Origin of the sequence: Paenibacillus whitsoniae (assembly GCF_003955665.1) — a bacterium.
Classification (GTDB): Bacteria; Bacillota; Bacilli; order Paenibacillales; family NBRC-103111; genus Paenibacillus_E; species Paenibacillus_E whitsoniae.
The window spans coordinates 12,726-28,418 of the sequence record NZ_RXHU01000100.1 but is presented as its reverse complement, the minus strand read 5'-3'; the positions used below and the strand labels follow the sequence as shown (position 1 = coordinate 28,418).

17 protein-coding genes are annotated in these 15,693 nt (G+C 53.3%); 6 read left to right on the top strand and 11 right to left on the bottom strand.

Annotation, left to right across the window (positions count from 1 at the left end; translation table 11 throughout):
* Positions 1 to 10 precede the first annotated feature (10 nt).
* Both EJQ19_RS27605 and aroA read right to left on the bottom strand, forming a co-directional pair.
* Positions 11 to 838, bottom strand: coding sequence for a C39 family peptidase (locus tag EJQ19_RS27605; protein ID WP_126144452.1), 828 nt, complete (start codon positions 836 to 838; stop codon positions 11 to 13).
* Positions 839 to 867: 29 nt separating this feature from the next.
* Positions 868 to 2,163 carry a 3-phosphoshikimate 1-carboxyvinyltransferase gene (gene aroA / locus EJQ19_RS27600; RefSeq protein WP_126144451.1) on the bottom strand — a complete coding sequence of 432 codons (1,296 nt, stop codon included), beginning with the start codon at positions 2,161 to 2,163 and terminating at the stop codon, positions 868 to 870.
* 233 nt (positions 2,164 to 2,396) lie between these two features.
* On the opposite strand from aroA, the gene EJQ19_RS27595 reads away from it, so the two are divergent.
* The gene (locus tag EJQ19_RS27595) at positions 2,397 to 2,687 is read left to right on the top strand and encodes a rhodanese-like domain-containing protein (RefSeq protein WP_126144450.1); all 291 of its coding nucleotides are present in this window, start codon (positions 2,397 to 2,399) and stop codon (positions 2,685 to 2,687) included.
* 114 nt (positions 2,688 to 2,801) lie between these two features.
* Here EJQ19_RS27595 and EJQ19_RS27590 read toward each other — a convergent pair whose 3' ends face one another.
* Positions 2,802 to 3,305, bottom strand: coding sequence for a shikimate kinase (locus tag EJQ19_RS27590; protein ID WP_126144449.1), 504 nt, complete (start codon positions 3,303 to 3,305; stop codon positions 2,802 to 2,804).
* Positions 3,306 to 3,554: 249 nt separating this feature from the next.
* Between EJQ19_RS27590 and EJQ19_RS27585 the strand changes: the two genes are divergently transcribed.
* Positions 3,555 to 3,869 (top strand): hypothetical protein, encoded by a 315-nt coding sequence (locus EJQ19_RS27585; protein ID WP_241243108.1) that lies wholly within the window; start codon positions 3,555 to 3,557, stop codon positions 3,867 to 3,869.
* Positions 3,870 to 3,878: 9 nt separating this feature from the next.
* Here EJQ19_RS27585 and gndA read toward each other — a convergent pair whose 3' ends face one another.
* The 8 genes from gndA to EJQ19_RS27545 all read right to left on the bottom strand — a co-directional run bounded on the left by gndA (position 3,879) and on the right by EJQ19_RS27545 (position 12,097).
* Positions 3,879 to 5,294 (bottom strand): NADP-dependent phosphogluconate dehydrogenase, encoded by a 1,416-nt coding sequence (gene gndA, locus EJQ19_RS27580; RefSeq protein WP_126144448.1) that lies wholly within the window; start codon positions 5,292 to 5,294, stop codon positions 3,879 to 3,881.
* A gap of 35 nt (positions 5,295 to 5,329) precedes the next feature.
* Positions 5,330 to 6,097: an SDR family oxidoreductase gene (locus tag EJQ19_RS27575; RefSeq protein WP_126144447.1), complete on the bottom strand. Its 768-nt coding sequence runs from the start codon at positions 6,095 to 6,097 to the stop codon at positions 5,330 to 5,332.
* A gap of 33 nt (positions 6,098 to 6,130) precedes the next feature.
* A complete protein-coding gene (gntK, locus tag EJQ19_RS27570; RefSeq protein ID WP_126144446.1) occupies positions 6,131 to 7,723 on the bottom strand; it encodes a gluconokinase in 1,593 nt (530 codons plus the stop codon).
* Positions 7,692 to 8,990 carry a nickel pincer cofactor-dependent isomerase, group 22 gene (locus EJQ19_RS27565; RefSeq protein WP_126144445.1) on the bottom strand — a complete coding sequence of 433 codons (1,299 nt, stop codon included), beginning with the start codon at positions 8,988 to 8,990 and terminating at the stop codon, positions 7,692 to 7,694. Before EJQ19_RS27565 ends, gntK begins: the two co-directional genes overlap by 32 nt.
* Positions 8,987 to 10,012, bottom strand: coding sequence for a LacI family DNA-binding transcriptional regulator (locus EJQ19_RS27560; protein ID WP_126144444.1), 1,026 nt, complete (start codon positions 10,010 to 10,012; stop codon positions 8,987 to 8,989). Before EJQ19_RS27560 ends, EJQ19_RS27565 begins: the two co-directional genes overlap by 4 nt.
* Before the next feature lie 172 nt (positions 10,013 to 10,184).
* Positions 10,185 to 10,781 (bottom strand): hypothetical protein, encoded by a 597-nt coding sequence (locus EJQ19_RS27555; protein WP_126144443.1) that lies wholly within the window; start codon positions 10,779 to 10,781, stop codon positions 10,185 to 10,187.
* Positions 10,782 to 10,973: 192 nt separating this feature from the next.
* On the bottom strand, positions 10,974 to 11,210 hold the full coding sequence (locus EJQ19_RS27550) for a DUF6953 family protein (RefSeq protein WP_126144442.1): 237 nt from the start codon (positions 11,208 to 11,210) through the stop codon (positions 10,974 to 10,976).
* 29 nt (positions 11,211 to 11,239) lie between these two features.
* The gene (locus EJQ19_RS27545) at positions 11,240 to 12,097 is read right to left on the bottom strand and encodes a stalk domain-containing protein (RefSeq protein ID WP_126144441.1); all 858 of its coding nucleotides are present in this window, start codon (positions 12,095 to 12,097) and stop codon (positions 11,240 to 11,242) included.
* 196 nt (positions 12,098 to 12,293) lie between these two features.
* On the opposite strand from EJQ19_RS27545, the gene EJQ19_RS27540 reads away from it, so the two are divergent.
* The 4 genes from EJQ19_RS27540 to EJQ19_RS27525 all read left to right on the top strand — a co-directional run bounded on the left by EJQ19_RS27540 (position 12,294) and on the right by EJQ19_RS27525 (position 15,667).
* Complete coding sequence (locus EJQ19_RS27540) at positions 12,294 to 12,929, top strand: YktB family protein (protein ID WP_126144440.1); 636 nt, start codon at positions 12,294 to 12,296, stop codon at positions 12,927 to 12,929.
* A gap of 112 nt (positions 12,930 to 13,041) precedes the next feature.
* Positions 13,042 to 13,728, top strand: coding sequence for a hypothetical protein (locus EJQ19_RS27535; protein WP_126144439.1), 687 nt, complete (start codon positions 13,042 to 13,044; stop codon positions 13,726 to 13,728).
* Positions 13,729 to 13,913: 185 nt separating this feature from the next.
* A complete protein-coding gene (locus EJQ19_RS27530; protein ID WP_126144438.1) occupies positions 13,914 to 14,642 on the top strand; it encodes an ABC transporter ATP-binding protein in 729 nt (242 codons plus the stop codon).
* Positions 14,639 to 15,667 carry an ABC transporter permease gene (locus EJQ19_RS27525; RefSeq protein ID WP_126144437.1) on the top strand — a complete coding sequence of 343 codons (1,029 nt, stop codon included), beginning with the start codon at positions 14,639 to 14,641 and terminating at the stop codon, positions 15,665 to 15,667. The genes EJQ19_RS27530 and EJQ19_RS27525 overlap by 4 nt, the downstream gene beginning before the upstream one ends.
* Positions 15,668 to 15,693: the final 26 nt, after the last annotated feature.

Sequence of the window (15,693 nt, the reverse complement as noted above, 5' to 3'; positions counted from 1 at the left end):
GCACTCCTTCTTATTTGGAATAAGTAAGACCTTGTTTTCCCATGGCTTCCCAGCTGTCCATGAACTGCTTTTTGTTCACTTGTACCTGCTTGCCACCGTTATACGGATCGTTCAAGTATACATTCGTTTCATCGTAGCCGACGAGAACGACAGCGTGCTCCGAATATGTCGTTTGAATCGGGCCGAGCGAAGTATCCCAGGTCACCCATTTATAAGGCAATTGATAGTCGATCGTCGTCCACACGATAACCGGAATTCCCTTGGCAATCTGCTGCTCGTAAGCTTCAAACGGCTTGCCTGTCACATCGATCGCCTGCGGCACGTACTGTTTCAATAACGGGAACAGACCTGCATGATAAATGCCGAAGCCGCGCTGCTTGCGGAATACATCGCCGACAAAGCCCACGTTAGGGTTGCCCCAATAAGCGATGCTCCCGTCAGCGTTCAGTTTCTCCTGCGTGGTGTCGCGCGGCATTTCTTCAACGAGCTCCATCTTCGATTTCGCGATGCCATAATGTTGCAAAAGCATCGTCAAACTCGTAATTTCACAGCCTGCCGGCAGCTCGGGGAACTGAGATACCGCGGGGACATCAATCATCGCTGATAATTTCACTTGGCTGGCTGGGGAAGGCGTTGGTTCTACCTTACCCGCTGACGTCGGAGACGGCACAGGCGGCTCCCCTGCTGCCAGCGCTACCGTCGAAGGCGCAAAGAGCAGCGGCTCCTGATCGGTCGCTTTGGCGTACAGCAGGACAACGAGCACGGAGCTGGCGAACACCAGACCTGCAACGAGAAACAATCCGAATGTCACCTTCAAGCCCTGCCAAAGAATTCTCATGCTGACTCACCTACTTGCCCATAATCTTATTATTCCTCAACAAGCTCGACTTTCGCGCCGATGGAACGCAAATGATCGAAATATTGGGGATATGACTTCGCTACGTGATGCGCATCGCGAATGGTCAAGCCTTTCTCCGAGCGAAGGCCGACAACGGTAAGCGCCATAATAACGCGATGGTCGAAATGCGCGTTGATTTCAACGCCGCCCGTAACGCCTTCCGGCTTGCCATGAACGATAATTTCGGCTTGACGCTCTTCCACGTCTGCACCGGCTTTGCGAAGCTCATTCAAATAATCGGTGATACGGTCGCATTCCTTGTAGCGCAGGTTCTCTACATTATAGAAACGCGAAGTGCCCTTCGCGAATACGGCCGCCGCTACCATCGCCAACACCGCATCCGTGAAATGGTCGCCGTCGAATTCGCCGGCCACTAACTGCTGATTGCCGCGGACATGAACGACACCGTTATCGTGTGTCAAGTTCACGCCCATGGCGCGAAGCACATCCACGCACGCTTTCTCACCCTGCTTGCTGTTCTCTTCCAAACGCAGTACGCGAACGTCCGAGTTCGTGACGGCCGCAGCCGCCAAAATTGCAGCTGATCCAGGGTAATCGCCTTGGATGACATACTCCTTTGCTTGATAGGATTGTCCTCCAGGGATGCGATAATGCATCAAATCATCGCTTGCATGTACAACGATACCGGCTTGCTGCATAACCTCAAGCGTTTGACCGACGATAATTTTGGATTTCAGATCGTGAAGCACTTCAATTTCCGTGTCTTCCTCAAGCAGCGGCGTCATAAAAAGCAAGGAGCTGAGGAACTGCGAGCTCACGTTGCCGGAAACCGTCAGTTTGCCTCCGCGCGGCTTGCCGCCCTTGATCGTAATGGGCAGACGACCGTTGTTATGCTCGACTTCCACCCCCATTTGCTGCAGCGTGTCAATCAGATCATCGTGCGGGCGCTTGCCCAGTGATTCCGGATAGGTATTGACAAACGTAAGATCAGGACAAAATGCCGCAATCGACATCAAGAAGCGAAGCACAGCGCCCGCGTTGCCGACGTTCAGTTCGGACACATGCTTCGGATGTTTGCCGAAGCCGGTGATCACGATTTTCTCATCGTCCTCTTCGATAATCGCGCCCAGATCGCGCACGCAGCGGCGCATCGCATCGCTGTCCTCGCTATGCGCAGGATAGTATATCGTGCTTGTCCCTTCGGCGAGCGCGCCAATCAGGAGATAGCGGGTCGTATAGTTTTTGGAGGAAAGGGCGTTGATTTCCCCCAGGAGATGACTTGTAGGATAAACGATGGCTTTCATGTAAATGGACGGCTCCTTCACAAATAAATAATTATGTACAGTTTCCGCGTTGAACAGAAACCTAGCTTCCAATGTTATATTGCCAGTGTACCATACGAAATAGAACTTGGGAACCTTGCGATCCTTTTCCAACTAATGTCCGAAAGCGGTCCGTGCGTTTGACATCTCGCGTTTTTGTTTCTATCATACGGAGATGAGGGGGATACCCCTTAGTAAGAGAAGGAGGTCACACCATGGATACAATTCTGCCATCCGAAGTCAAAGCACGCCTCGCGAACGGTGAAAAGCTGGTCATCGTCGACGTACGCGAAGATGAAGAAGTAGCGCAAGGCATGATTCCAGGCGCCGTACATATCCCGCTCGGGCAGCTGCCTGACCGAATGAACGACATCCCTAAAGCCGAGGAAGTCATCCTCGTCTGCCGCAGCGGCAATCGCAGCGGGCGCGCACTTGCGTTCTTGGAAGCGCAAGGCGTCAGCGGACTCAAAAACATGACCGGCGGCATGCTGGAGTGGGAAGACTAAGGGCGCTTTTCAAAATTACCGCCCACAGTTTCAGACAAAACCACCGGGCCTACGGCGATTTGTCTGAAACGTAGCGGTACTTTTAGGAATGACGCCTAGCTTGTCCACTTCTCGCTAACTCATCCGGCCGACAATCTCCTCGACGATCTGTTCCACCGTGAGCGCCGTTGTGTCAATCGTGACGTGCGCAAAATCGTACGCAGTTTTACGCGACTCCAACAACGTATGTACCCGCTCTTCCAAATTGCCTTGCAGCAGCGGCCGGTTCGTATCTTGACTTACACGGTCAATGATCGCTTCCGCCGAAGCTTTAAGCCCCACAACGAAGCTGTTTGCCAGCATGCAGTCCCGGTTCTCCTGCGCCAGCACAGCGCCGCCTCCCGTCGCTACGACTTGGCAAGCGCCCGTCAAAACGCCGGCCAGCACTTGCGATTCGACCTTGCGAAAATAAGCTTCTCCTTGAAGTCGGAATATTTCTGTAATGCTCGATCCCTGATTCGCTTCAATCGCCGCATCCGCATCAATAAAGCGCCAATGGAGGCGCTCCGCCAGCTTTTTGCCAATCGTGGACTTGCCTGTTCCCATAAAACCTACCAACACCAGATTGCGAACGGTCACCTGAATTCCCCTTTTCCACGCGCTGTTCGAGCGCAACTACGCAGTCACTTCAAACTTTCCCAACATCATACCATAGCGGTTCACACATGAATACATTTCTATCCAAAATCATATACGTAGTACAAAGATAAACGGCCTACCGTCCTTTCATGGACGGGACGAGGAAATATCTTCCGATACGCTGAATAAATGCCAACAGAAACAGTTAAGCTTGGAGAAAGACCACCTGAAAGAAGGAGAGATGGCGCTTTGAACCCGACTGTTCTGAAACAATCTACAACCTTTACGAATCGCACACAACGCAAGCTGGAGCAAATTTTGCACCCAAGCTATGCCCTCTGCCGGGAAGATATTGTCTGGATTCTCGAATATATTAAGAAAAAAGTGGCTGAAGAAGACCCGCAAATGCAGGGCCTTGCTCAACCACGATTATTACGAAACTTTCGTTATTTTGCCGAGGTTTCCCTCATGCTCATTCACCAGCATAACGGCTTCGACACCGAAACCGATCGGCTGAAAATGTGGCTCAAGGAAGCCGCATTCGGCTTGCAGGAAGAGGCATAGCCCCTCCGATTACTCGCTGGCCATCCAGTTGTAGTGGAATGTGCCTTCTTTATCCACACGTTGGAACGTGTGCGCGCCGAAGTAGTCGCGCTGCGCTTGCAGCAGGTTCGCCGGCAGTCTTTCCGTACGGTAGCTGTCGTAGTACGCAAGTGCTGATGCGAAGGAAGGTACCGCGATGCCGCGTGTAACCGCTTCTGCTACGACTTGTCTCCACGATTGTTGATAATTGTCAACGATACCTTGGAAGTAGGAATCCAGCAGCAGGTTTTTAAGCTCAGGGTTGCGGTCGTACGCATCCTTGATGTTTTGCAGGAATCTTGCACGAATGATGCAGCCGCCGCGGAAAATCATCGCGATGTTGCCGTATTTCAGATCCCATTTATATTCGTCGGAAGCCGCTCTCATTTGAGCGAAGCCTTGCGCGTAGGAGCAAATTTTGGAAGCGTACAGCGCTTGGCGAACAGCCTCGATGAACGCTTTGCGGTCACCTGTAAATGCAGGAGCCTCAGGCCCTTTCAACACTTTGCTTGCTGCAACGCGCTCTTCTTTCATCGCGGAGATGAAACGGGCGAAGACGGATTCCGTGATAATCGAAAGCGGTACGCCCAGGTCCAGCGCGCTTTGGCTGGTCCATTTTCCTGTCCCTTTTTGACCTGCGGAGTCCAGGATGACGTCAACCATCGGTTTGCCTGTTTCTGCATCGTATTTCGTGAAAATGTCACGGGTAATTTCGATGAGGTAGCTGTCCAGCTCGCCGTTATTCCACTCTGTGAAAATTTCATGAAGCTCTTCTGTTGTGACGTTCAGCACGTCTTTCAGCAATTGATACGCTTCGCAGATGAGCTGCATGTCGCCGTACTCGATGCCGTTGTGCACCATTTTCACGTAGTGCCCCGCGCCGTCCGGTCCGATGTATGTGCAGCAAGCGTCGTCGCCGACTTTTGCCGAGATTGCTGTCAAAATAGGCTCAACCAATTTGTAGGCACTTTCTTGTCCGCCCGGCATAATTGCAGGCCCTTTCAGCGCGCCTTCTTCGCCGCCGGAAACCCCAGTTCCAACGAAACGGATGCCGTGCGCTTCCAGCTCTTTGTTGCGACGCTGCGTGTCCGGGAAGAACGCGTTGCCTCCGTCGATCAGAATGTCTCCTTTCTCGAGGTGAGGCAGCAGTTGGTTAATTGTGTCGTCTGTCGGGCCGCCCGCTTTGACCATGATCAAAATTTTGCGCGGCACTTCCAGCGATTGCACGAACTCTTCCACGCTGTATGTACCTACCAAATTTTTACCAGGGGCTTCAGCAAGAAGCTCTTTTGTTTTCTCAGCAGAGCGGTTGAAAACAGAAACGGTAAAACCTCTGCTTTCAATGTTCAGAGCCAAGTTTTTACCCATTACCGCCAAACCTACGACACCAATTTGTTGCTTCGACATGTCTCTCATACACCCTTCCGATATATAAATTTTTATTAAATCGTCATCGCGCCAAAGCCGCCATCCACTCTTAACACTGTTCCCGTCACAAAGCTGGACGCTTTCTCGGAAGCCAGATATACGGCAGCCCCTTGGAGTTCCGCCGCTTCGCCAAAACGATTCATTGGCGTATGGCGCATAATGGACTCGATCCGTTCAGGCGACAAGATCTTGCGGTTCTGTTCCGCAGGGAAAAAGCCAGGAATAATGGCATTCACACGCACACGGCTCGGCGCAAATTCGCGCGCAAGGTTCTGTGTGATGTTGTTAACAGCTGCTTTCGAGGCGGAGTACGTGAACACACGGGAAAGCGGCGGACCGGAAGAAACGGATGAAATGTTAATAATGCTTCCGCCTTCACCGCGTTCGACCATGTATTTGCCGAAAACTTGGCAGGCCAGAACGACGCTTTTCAGATTGACTTCCATAATAGAATCCCATTCTTCTTCCGAAATGTCAAAGAAAGGCGTTGCGCTGTTTTTGCCTGGGCAGTTCATCAGAATGTCCGCGCTGCCGCTCCAAGCGATAACCTCGCTCAAAATGCGCTCCAGATCCGCACGTTTCGTCGCATCGGCTTCAAACGACTTCGCCGTGCCGCCGATCTCTTCGATGCTCGCACGCACCTCTTCGCATTTCTCCTGGTTGCGCCCTACGATCGCTACTTTCGCCCCGTGGCCTGCCAAAGCAAGCGCCATGGAGCCGCCAAGCGTGCTGTTGCCGCCGATAATAACGGCCGTTTTTCCCGAAAGATCAAATAAGTTCATGTGTCGTCCATCCTCTCAGTTCATTGTGCGTAATTAAGATTGCGGATTCCGTTGCTGACTTTGAAAGGCGGTTATCGCGTCGAATTGATCTTTTAACTGATGATATACGTTCGTATAAATAGATGTCAATTGTCGATATGTGCGATAATCGCTTTCATTTACTTCATGTGCCTTCCCTACCCCAATCCATTCATGGGCAAGCGAAAGATCCTCGATCTCGCCCATCGCGAGCAAGCCGAGTAAGGCAGCGCCAATTCCTGAACTTTCGATCGAGTCCGGCACGATCACAGGCGTGCCCAGCATGTCGGTCATCATTTGCCGCCAGAACTCGGAACGGGCAAACCCGCCGGACGCGCGAATGACCTTCGCCGGCCCCATCATGCCCTCCAGCGAATTCGCCACCGCTTGAATCGAGAACATCACGCCCTCCAGCGCTGCGCGAATCATGTGCTTCTTCTGATGACTTAAGCTAAGGCCAAAATACACCCCGCGCGCGTTCGCATTCCAATACGGCGCGCGCTCGCCGGACAGCAGCGGCAGGAACAGCAAGCCGTCCGAGCCGGCGCTGACTTCCGACGCAATCGCTGTCAGATGGTCGTACGGGTCAAGACCCAGACGACGCGCCTCTTCGGCTTCAGCCGTGGCGATTTGGTCCCGCACCCAGCGGAACACGATGCCGCCGTTGTTGATCGGCCCGCCGACGACCCAGAAATCCTCGGTCAGCGCGTAGCAGAACAGCTTGCCTTCCGGGTCGGTCTGCGGCTTGTTCACCACGGCGCGAACCGCGCCGCTCGTGCCGATCGTGACGGCGACGACACCAGGCTCAAACGCGCCGACGCCAAGGTTGGCGAGTACGCCGTCCGACGCGCCGACGATGAACGGCGTGTCGACGGCAAGGCCCGTCCGCGCTGCGTACTCGGCGCTCATGCCTTGGACGCGGTGCGTCGTCGGCACCAACGTGGAGAGCTGCTTCGGCGTCACGCCGGCGAGCTGAAGCGCCTCCTCGTCCCAATCGAGCTTCTCGAGATTGAAGAGGCCGGTTGCACTCGCCAGCGAGTAGTCGATGACGTACTCGCCGAACAATTTGGCAAACACGTAGTCCTTGATGCCGATGAATTTGTATGTCCTTTGCGTCAGCTCAGGCTCGTGGTCTTTGAACCACATGAGCTTGGTCAACGGCGACATCGGGTGAATCGGCGTGCCGGTGCGTGAGTAAATCTGCTGGCCCAGCCCGCTGCGCCGCAGCTCTTCCGCGTACTGGGCTGCGCGGTTGTCCGCCCAGGTGATGCACTGCGTGAGCGGGGTGAGCCGCTCGTCAACTGCGATCAGGCTGTGCATGGCGGAAGAGAAGGAAACGCACAGGATTTGCTCCGGCATCAAGCTAAGCTTGCGCACAACTTCGCCGATCCCGTCCACGACCGCGTTAAAGATTTGTTCCGGATCTTGCTCCGCGCGGCCCGGCGCCGGGGTAAACAGCGGATACTCGATGGAATGGGAGGCAAGCACCTGCCCGTTCCGATCGATAATCAGCGTCTTGGTGCTCGTTGTGCCGATGTCGGCGGCAACAACATAAGGTTGGTCTCCTGCTCCCGAATTAGTGGTGCGAGGAGCTGGCTTTTCCGTCATGGACAATGTTCCCCTCTGCATCGAATTGTAGCTCATACGGCTCGGACAAAATTTCAATGTCCGGGTGCTGGCGCGCTTCCTCCAGCAAATTCACGGAAATTTCGATCTCGCCGAGGTGCAGCGTATCTTGAATGCGTACAAGACGGCACGTCGTGTAGTCCAAAATATTGCACGTTTTCACGGCGGCTTTGATCGCGTAAAAGTCGTTCTCGAGCGTAGTCGCGATTTTGGTCGGCGCACAGACTGTGGACGTGAGCCCGTTCGCGTACGTGAACGTGAGGTTGGTTTTGTCCACGAGACGCTGCGTCGTAAAGTCCGCGGTGCCGACGCCGTTCGCGTTGCCTTTCGTCTCCGGCGTCAGATCGAGCACGACCATCTTGGACACGTCCGGCCCGCCGTGCGCATAAGGCGTCGGGTAACGGCCCGTGACGTTAGGGTCCATGCCGTCGCCGGAAATGTTTTTCCCGATGTAGTCAATGACGAGCACATCGACTTGATCGAACAAAATTTTCGGCAAACGCGACTTCGCTTCAACTAGAAGCTCTTCCTCGCGCGCCTCAATCTCGGCTGCCGGCAGCACTTCGATGCGGCACGTCTCGTCGTACGCGTTCTCGACAAGCGCTACGCCGAACACGATCGGCAGCTTGTCGATCATGATTTTGGCCATGGCCGGCACGTTCTCCGCCATGTATTTGAAGCCGAGCTGGTGGCAGGCTTCCGCACCCTTTTGCTTGCCGAGCCCGATCGCGATCATCTTCATGATGCCGCTCTCGATGCGTCCGCGGAACGCCGTGTGCGGCTTCACGCGGTTGATCACGACAATCGCATCCGCCTCGGAGGCGATGCGGTCGACATACACCGGCAGCCCGTTCGGCAGCTTGTCGATCTCGACCACGTCCATGGACGACCGAATCGGCGCGCCCATGGACGCTTCGGTGATGCCGAGATGCTCCAGCACCTCGGTCTGGCCTTCGGCCGTCGCGCCGCCATGGCTGCCCATGCACGGCACGATGAACGGATGCGCGCCGCGTGCTTTGATCGCGTCGAGCGTTGTCTTCGTGAAGCCCGCGATGTTCGCGATGCCGCGACTGCCGACGGCGACCGCCACCTGTTGGCCGGGCTGAATCGTTTCCATCACGCCGGAAGCGCTAAGCTCTTTCGCGAGCGCTTCCTCCGGATTTTGGATGATCGCGCGATCGAATTTTTGGCGAATTTTCACCATTTGTGGAATCGGAATATCCTTTAGCAGCTCTCTCAATACGCTCATGCGTCTCTCCCACTTTCTTCTGCTTTTAGCGCTTGCACCGACTCGCGAACGATCAGCTCCGTATGGAGAAGCACTCGCTCTGTCGTATGAAGCTTGTTTTCTATATTGCCAAGAAGCCGCATAGCGCCTTCTTTACTAATTTGTTCAATCGGCCTTCGCACCGTGGTGAGCGCAGGCGTGACGTACCCCGCAAACACCGTATCGTCGAAGCCCATGACGGATATGTCTCTCGGCACGCGAAGACCTGCCCCGTACGCCGCTTTCATTGCGCCCAGCGCCATCTCGTCGTTGCAGCAAAAAACAGCCGTCGGCGGCTCAGGCAGCGCAAGAAACTTCTGCATCGCCAAATGACCGCTCTCCAAATCATACAAACCGGGCTGGCGATATGTCGCTGGCGTCACGATCCCGTGCTCGGCCATGGCGCGTTCAAAGCCCGCCTGCCGATGCTTCGCCGAACGGAAGCCCTTCCGCCCTTCAATCAGAGCTATGCGGCGATGCCCCTGCTCAATCAAGTAACAGCCGGCGTGGTAAGCGCCCTGCTCCTCATCGGACAGCACGTTCAGCACACCTGACGTGTCCACAGGCCGGTTCAGCACGACGAGCGGAATGCCTTTGCCGGCAATATGCTCGATGATCGGCTGATCGTTGTCGCTTTGGGAAACGACGATGATGCCGTCGAAGCTTTTTTTCGTAATCGAATGAAAGCTCGTGTAGTCATCGATCCCTTTGACAATCAGCTGGTATCGGTCCTGGATGACGGAATTCACGCCCCGAATTGCCTCGTAGAAGAATCCGGCAGAAGTTCCCTGGCTTAGTGTTGTAAAAAACAGCCCCAAGTTATACGAACGATCCAGCACCAGACTCTTGGCATTGTAATTCGGCGTATAATCAAGCTGCTCCGCCAGCGCACGAATACGCTCCTTCGTCTCCTCTTGAATGAGCGGAGAATTGTTGAGCGCCCGTGAAACGGTCGTATGCGAGACGCCCGCGAGCTTGGCTATATCTTTAATGGTAACGCTCATGCCATCACCTCGTATCTTAGCTTACCACAGGAATGCACACGTTAACAATAGGGGGAATGCAAAAACACAACCCCTCCCGCCTTCTCGGCATGAAGAGGCCCTTTATAACACAAAAAGAGAGTCCCGTATGTATCCACACAGGCTCTCTTTTACCCCATCTCACGCTTCATTCTCACATCTCCAATAGTAACATTTCTTGTCGCAGTTCAAGCAGCTTCAGCTTGCTGTCCATCACAGCCTTCAAGTCCCCCGCAGCGATCGCATCTTGCAGCGTTGCCAGCTCATAATCCAGCTCCAACCGCAGCACCGGAATGCGCTCGTCGGTCCGTTTCGATCGCAGTGCCTGCATCACTTCTTCAACGGTCACGGCCGGCTCCTTCTGATACAGCACTTTATGCTCGATGCCGCTGATCTCAACCATGCGGATAATCTCACCAAACATAATATTCTCGATGAGAATTTGCCGGTCCTTGAAGCGTTTGACGACCGCGTGGCCGCGTGTATCCCCGATCAACTTCTCCATCATTTCGGCTAGCTTCTCGTCCTTGAAGGAGTAGTTGCCGACAATTTTGTACTTCTCGCCAATGCGCTCGAACTTTAATTTAATCAGCTTGCGTCCAGTGCGTATCGAGATAATAAATTGCAGTTCACTTTCGTTCCAATACAGAGAATATCCTTCCTGAATGAGCGATTTAATGAAGTTCCGGATTAGCCGGCGATCAAATCGTAACTCTAGGTTGCAATACTCCACTTCATGACTCTTACTCACGGCAATCCCCTCCATAATGGTGCGCATAGATTTTGTTGAATATTCAGACAACTTATCTGCTTAATGTTATCTTATTATGAATTCTATGTTTTAGCAACTTGGATTATGGATATTTTTTAAAAAGAAACCGCACAAAAATATGACGTCTTGATCGACCTATACAAGCCCGGATTACTAGCCTAGCATGCTAGGCTAGTGCCACCCCCAAAAGAAACCGTCCCGCTCCCAGGCGGCTCTTCCGCCGTGCAGCTTCTTAAAGATTTTTTTAACTTCCTTATCAATGGAACGATTGCCGTTCTCGTTGGTGTAGATAAAGGATTCCCCAAAGTGCTCGATTATATAGTCCACTGCCTTGTCCTGATGCAGGATGCCGGCGTTTTTCAGTTCAGCCAGCATCCATTCCGCGACTTCTGTTGCCGCTCTGCTCATTGTCCCCATCCCCTTACCTTTGACACCCTTTATCGATTGACCGGTGTCACTTCGATGTCCTCTTTGTTTGAACTGCCAACGACATAATTCGGCGTGTTGTTACCAATGATGAACGTCTGCGTCAGTTTGAGCGTCGTCTTGTAATAATGATTATTCTCATTCAGCAGGTAGCTGTATGTATTCTCTTCCGGCAGTTTATCGATAATGAGCGGAGTGGAATAATACGCCGTCTGGTTAATTTGGTAGTAGCGAAAACTTTCAACATAGTCCCGCAGTGCTTTGAGCTTGACGGTATCCGTCTCCCCGGAGATTACAATCGGTTCGTAGATCGTGTAGGAAGGCTGCGGCGGCTGGTTCCCCCAGACTTTATTGAGCTCCGATTCTCCGACGTACAGCTCCTGCGTATATTTCTCTTTGGCTTTGCGAAGGCCGCTCGTATCCACACCCATGCGAGTAACATCTGCCAGGCGGTAGTAATTTTGATCCACGGTCATGTTCATGAGCACCGGAAACGTCCCGCCCCGATAATCCATATAGTACGCATAGGGAGATTGAAGAACGATTTCCGTATAGTTCGTCTCATTCCCTTGGGCAGGCTGGTTCTCATTAATGCGCGGATTCACATAAATCGTTTTCGTGCTTTCCTGCCAATTGACAACCGCGTTCAAGTACCCGCCAAGTTCCTTCACCGGCAAATAGCTGGTATTATTATAAATCAGCGGCGGGTTCGCCAGCTGGATATTTTGACCGCCCACAACAACTTTAAAGTCCGGCCGCAAATAAGCATCCACGCGCTGCAGCACATCCTGCGCATATACGCCAGCGGTAAAGCAGGTGCCCATCACAGCGACGGCGATCCCTATTTTGGACATTCTCGAAAGCTTCATCTCGGTATCTCCTCCTCTTCGTGCACAAATGCTAACTCCATTTCTTTCGGCAAATGGCTGAATTTCCCTGCTTTTTTCGACAAAAATCGAACTATTGTCCTAGTTCTGATTGCAAGGAGCGCGATACAATTGCGGGAAGACATCTTATCCTTTAAAATGATTGAAAACATGTATTTGGAAAAGAGGGCTACGCCTTATGAGTTTTGCCGGGTTTACTTCACACGATTTTGATACCTTTTCAATTGAGGGGCTAGACGGCCGTATGGAAGCGATCCGCGAGCGTATTCAGCCTAAATTCAAGTCGCTCGGTGACGCGCTGACCACTGATCTCTCATTGCACGTGGGCAGCGAAATGTTCCTGCACATCGCCAAACACCTTCGCCGCAAAGTCAATCCCCCTGTCGATACCTGGCTCGCGATCTGTCCGAACAAGCGCGGATATAAGCAGGTACCGCATTTTCAGGTCGGCTTGTTTGACGATCGCGTCTTTATTTGGCTCGCCCTAATCTATGAGCTTCCGAGCAAAAGCCAGATCGCAACTAGCTACATGAACCATTTGGACACCATGGCGAAGCTGCCTGCCGATTTCGTCCTTTCATTCGATCATATGAAAAAAGACGTCACTCCGCTGTCCGAATTGGACCGCGCCGGCTGGATTTCTGCACTCGAACGGTTCCGCGACGTGAAAAAAGCCGAATTGCTGCTGGGCCGCAACTTGCCGGCCACCGATCCGCTGCTCGCGCAGGCGGACAAGCTGGAAGCTTTCATTGCGGAGACCTTCCACACGCTCCTGCCTTTATACCATCTGGCGGTAGACGCCGCTGCCAATTAATTCTTTTTCATGAAAAATTTATATTAGCCTAAGGATCCTTTAAACTAAAATGAAAGCCTCCTGTGCAGACTATGTCCTGTACTTCCATTTCACAGGAAAGGAGGCTTTCGCAATGAAAGCTTTACCGATGAAAAAGCTACTCGTCAGCTCTGTCGCGCTGGCGTTCCTGCTGGGCGGCGCGCTGCAGGTTGGCGCGCAGGAGCCCGTTCAAACCGACCAGCCCTCTGTGACCGCGAAGCAAGCGGATGAGAAAGGCGGCGGCCAGCACAAGCGCAAATGGCCGATTATTGAAGAAGCCGCGACCGTCATCGGCGTGGATAAAGAAGCCTTGTTCAAGACGCTGAAGGGCGGCAAAAGCATCGTCGAGGCTGCGGCCGAGAAAGGCATCTCCGAAGCGGATCTGACCGCGAAGCTGATGGCGATGCGAACGAGCAAGATCGAGACCGCCGTCAAGGACGGCAAGCTGACTGCCGAGCAAGGCGAACACATGAAGCAGGGTCTCGGGCAGCATTTGAAGTTCATCCTGAACGAAAAGAATCTGCTTGATCGGCACAGCGGCCACGGCAAACATCACAAGTTCGGACTGCGCCCGGATACCGACAAGCTGGCAACATCGCTCGGTTTGACCAAAGACGAGCTGCACGCCCAGCTGCGCTCAGGCAAATCTCTTGCCGAAATCGCTCAAGCGAAAGGCATGTCCAAGGACAAGCTCGTCGCGAATATCAAGGAGCAGTTGACGCCGTCCATCGAGAAATGGGTAGACTATAAGCGCGTACCGAAAGCTAACGAGAAATCGTAGTGCTTCTGGTTGTAATGCCTCTGACACGGAATACACTTAACCAAGTGTGTTCCGGCGGAGGCATTTTTTTAGGTTTATTAAGAAAATGAGTGATTACTCACTTCACAAAGTTCGGCAAATCGCGTATGATGAGATCAAATCCAAAAATGAGTGATTACTCACTTATATGAAAGAGGTGTTTCACTGTGCCAACCCCGCCCTTGATTCAAGTTCAAGACGTCTCCAAGCAGTTTGGCGATAAGGTCGTGCTCGAGCATATCACGTTAACGCTCCCAAGCGCACAAATTTTCGGTCTGTTAGGTCCGTCCGGCTCCGGCAAAACAACGCTCGTCCGGATGATCGCGGGCATCGATGCCCCAACCTCCGGCTCCGTCGATGTGCTGGGCCAGCGGATGCCGCAGCTCGCCATGCTCTCGCGCATCGGCTATATGGCGCAATCGGATGCACTCTATGCCGAGCTGACCGCGCAGGAGAATCTGGAATTTTTCGCCTCACTGTATGGGCTAAGCGGCGCCAAGCGCAAGCAGCGGATTCAGGACGTCATGGAACTCGTCGATCTGAGCGCGCACGTGAAAAAGCAGATCCACCATTTCTCCGGTGGCATGAAGCGACGCCTTTCGCTCGCCATTTCGCTTTTGCATGAACCGCAGCTGCTAATTCTCGACGAGCCGACCGTAGGTATCGACCCTGTGCTGCGCAAATCAATCTGGGAGGAGCTCACACACCTCAGCAAGCAAGGAACTGCGATCGTCGTGACGACGCACGTGATGGACGAAGCGGAGAAATGCGACGTACTCGGTATGATTCGCGGCGGACGCCTCACCGCTGTCGGCACGCCGACTGAGCTTAAACAGGCAACGGGATCTGCAACCATTGAAGAAGCGTTCCTGTCATACGGAGGTGCACGCGCATGAGAATACGTGCCATTGTGATTCGGATTTTACGGCAATTTTTCCATGATAAACGAACGCTTATGATGATGCTCGTCGCCCCGATGCTCATTCTGTTCATGATGTCGCTCGTCTTTAACGGCGATACGTATGTGCCCAAGATTGGCGCTGTGAACGTGCCCGCTCCGTTTGTGCAAAAGCTTCAGGACTTGAACGCGGAAGTCATCGCCTATTCATCCGAAGAGGCTCAAATCGAGATTGACCATAATCGACTGGATGCGGTTATCACCATGAACGGCCCAGCGCCGCAAGTTCAGCTGGAAGGCAGCGATCCAAGCAAGAACAGAGCCATCCTGTTCCTGCTGCAGAAGGCCGTGCAAAATGCTGTTCCGGCAAGCGCCGCTGCCGCCATGCCGGCCATTACGTATCTGCACGGCTCCGCCGATATGGCGGCTTTTGACAATTTCGGCCCTGTGCTTATCGGCTTCTTCGTGTTCTTCTTCGTTTTCCTGCTGTCGGGCGTCGCCTTCCTGCGGGAACGAACCGGCGGTACGCTGGAGCGGCTGCTCGCCACCCCGCTGCGCAGATGGGAAATCGTCGTCGGGTACATTCTCGGCTTCGGCATTTTTACGACACTGCAGTCGGCGCTCATCGCCTGGTTTGCTACAAGCGTGCTGGGCTTGATGCTGGTCGGTTCATTCTGGTACGTCCTGCTCATAACGCTTCTGCTGGCGTTAACCGCACTGTCCCTGGGCACACTGATTTCGGCTTTTGCTAATAACGAGTTCCAGATGATTCAGTTCATCCCACTCATTATTGTGCCGCAAGTGTTCTTCTCCGGCCTGTTCAGTCTGGATACGATGTCCGTTTATTTGCGCTGGATCGGCACAATCATGCCGCTCAAATACGGCGCTGACGCGCTGAGGAACATTATGATACGCGGCGCCGGCTGGGACCGCATCTGGTATGACGTCTTGGTGCTTGCGTTGTTCACCATCGTCTTCATGGGGCTGAATATAGTGGCGCTTAAGAAACATCGTAAGATATAATAGAGCGATGTCGAAAGTTTATGAAG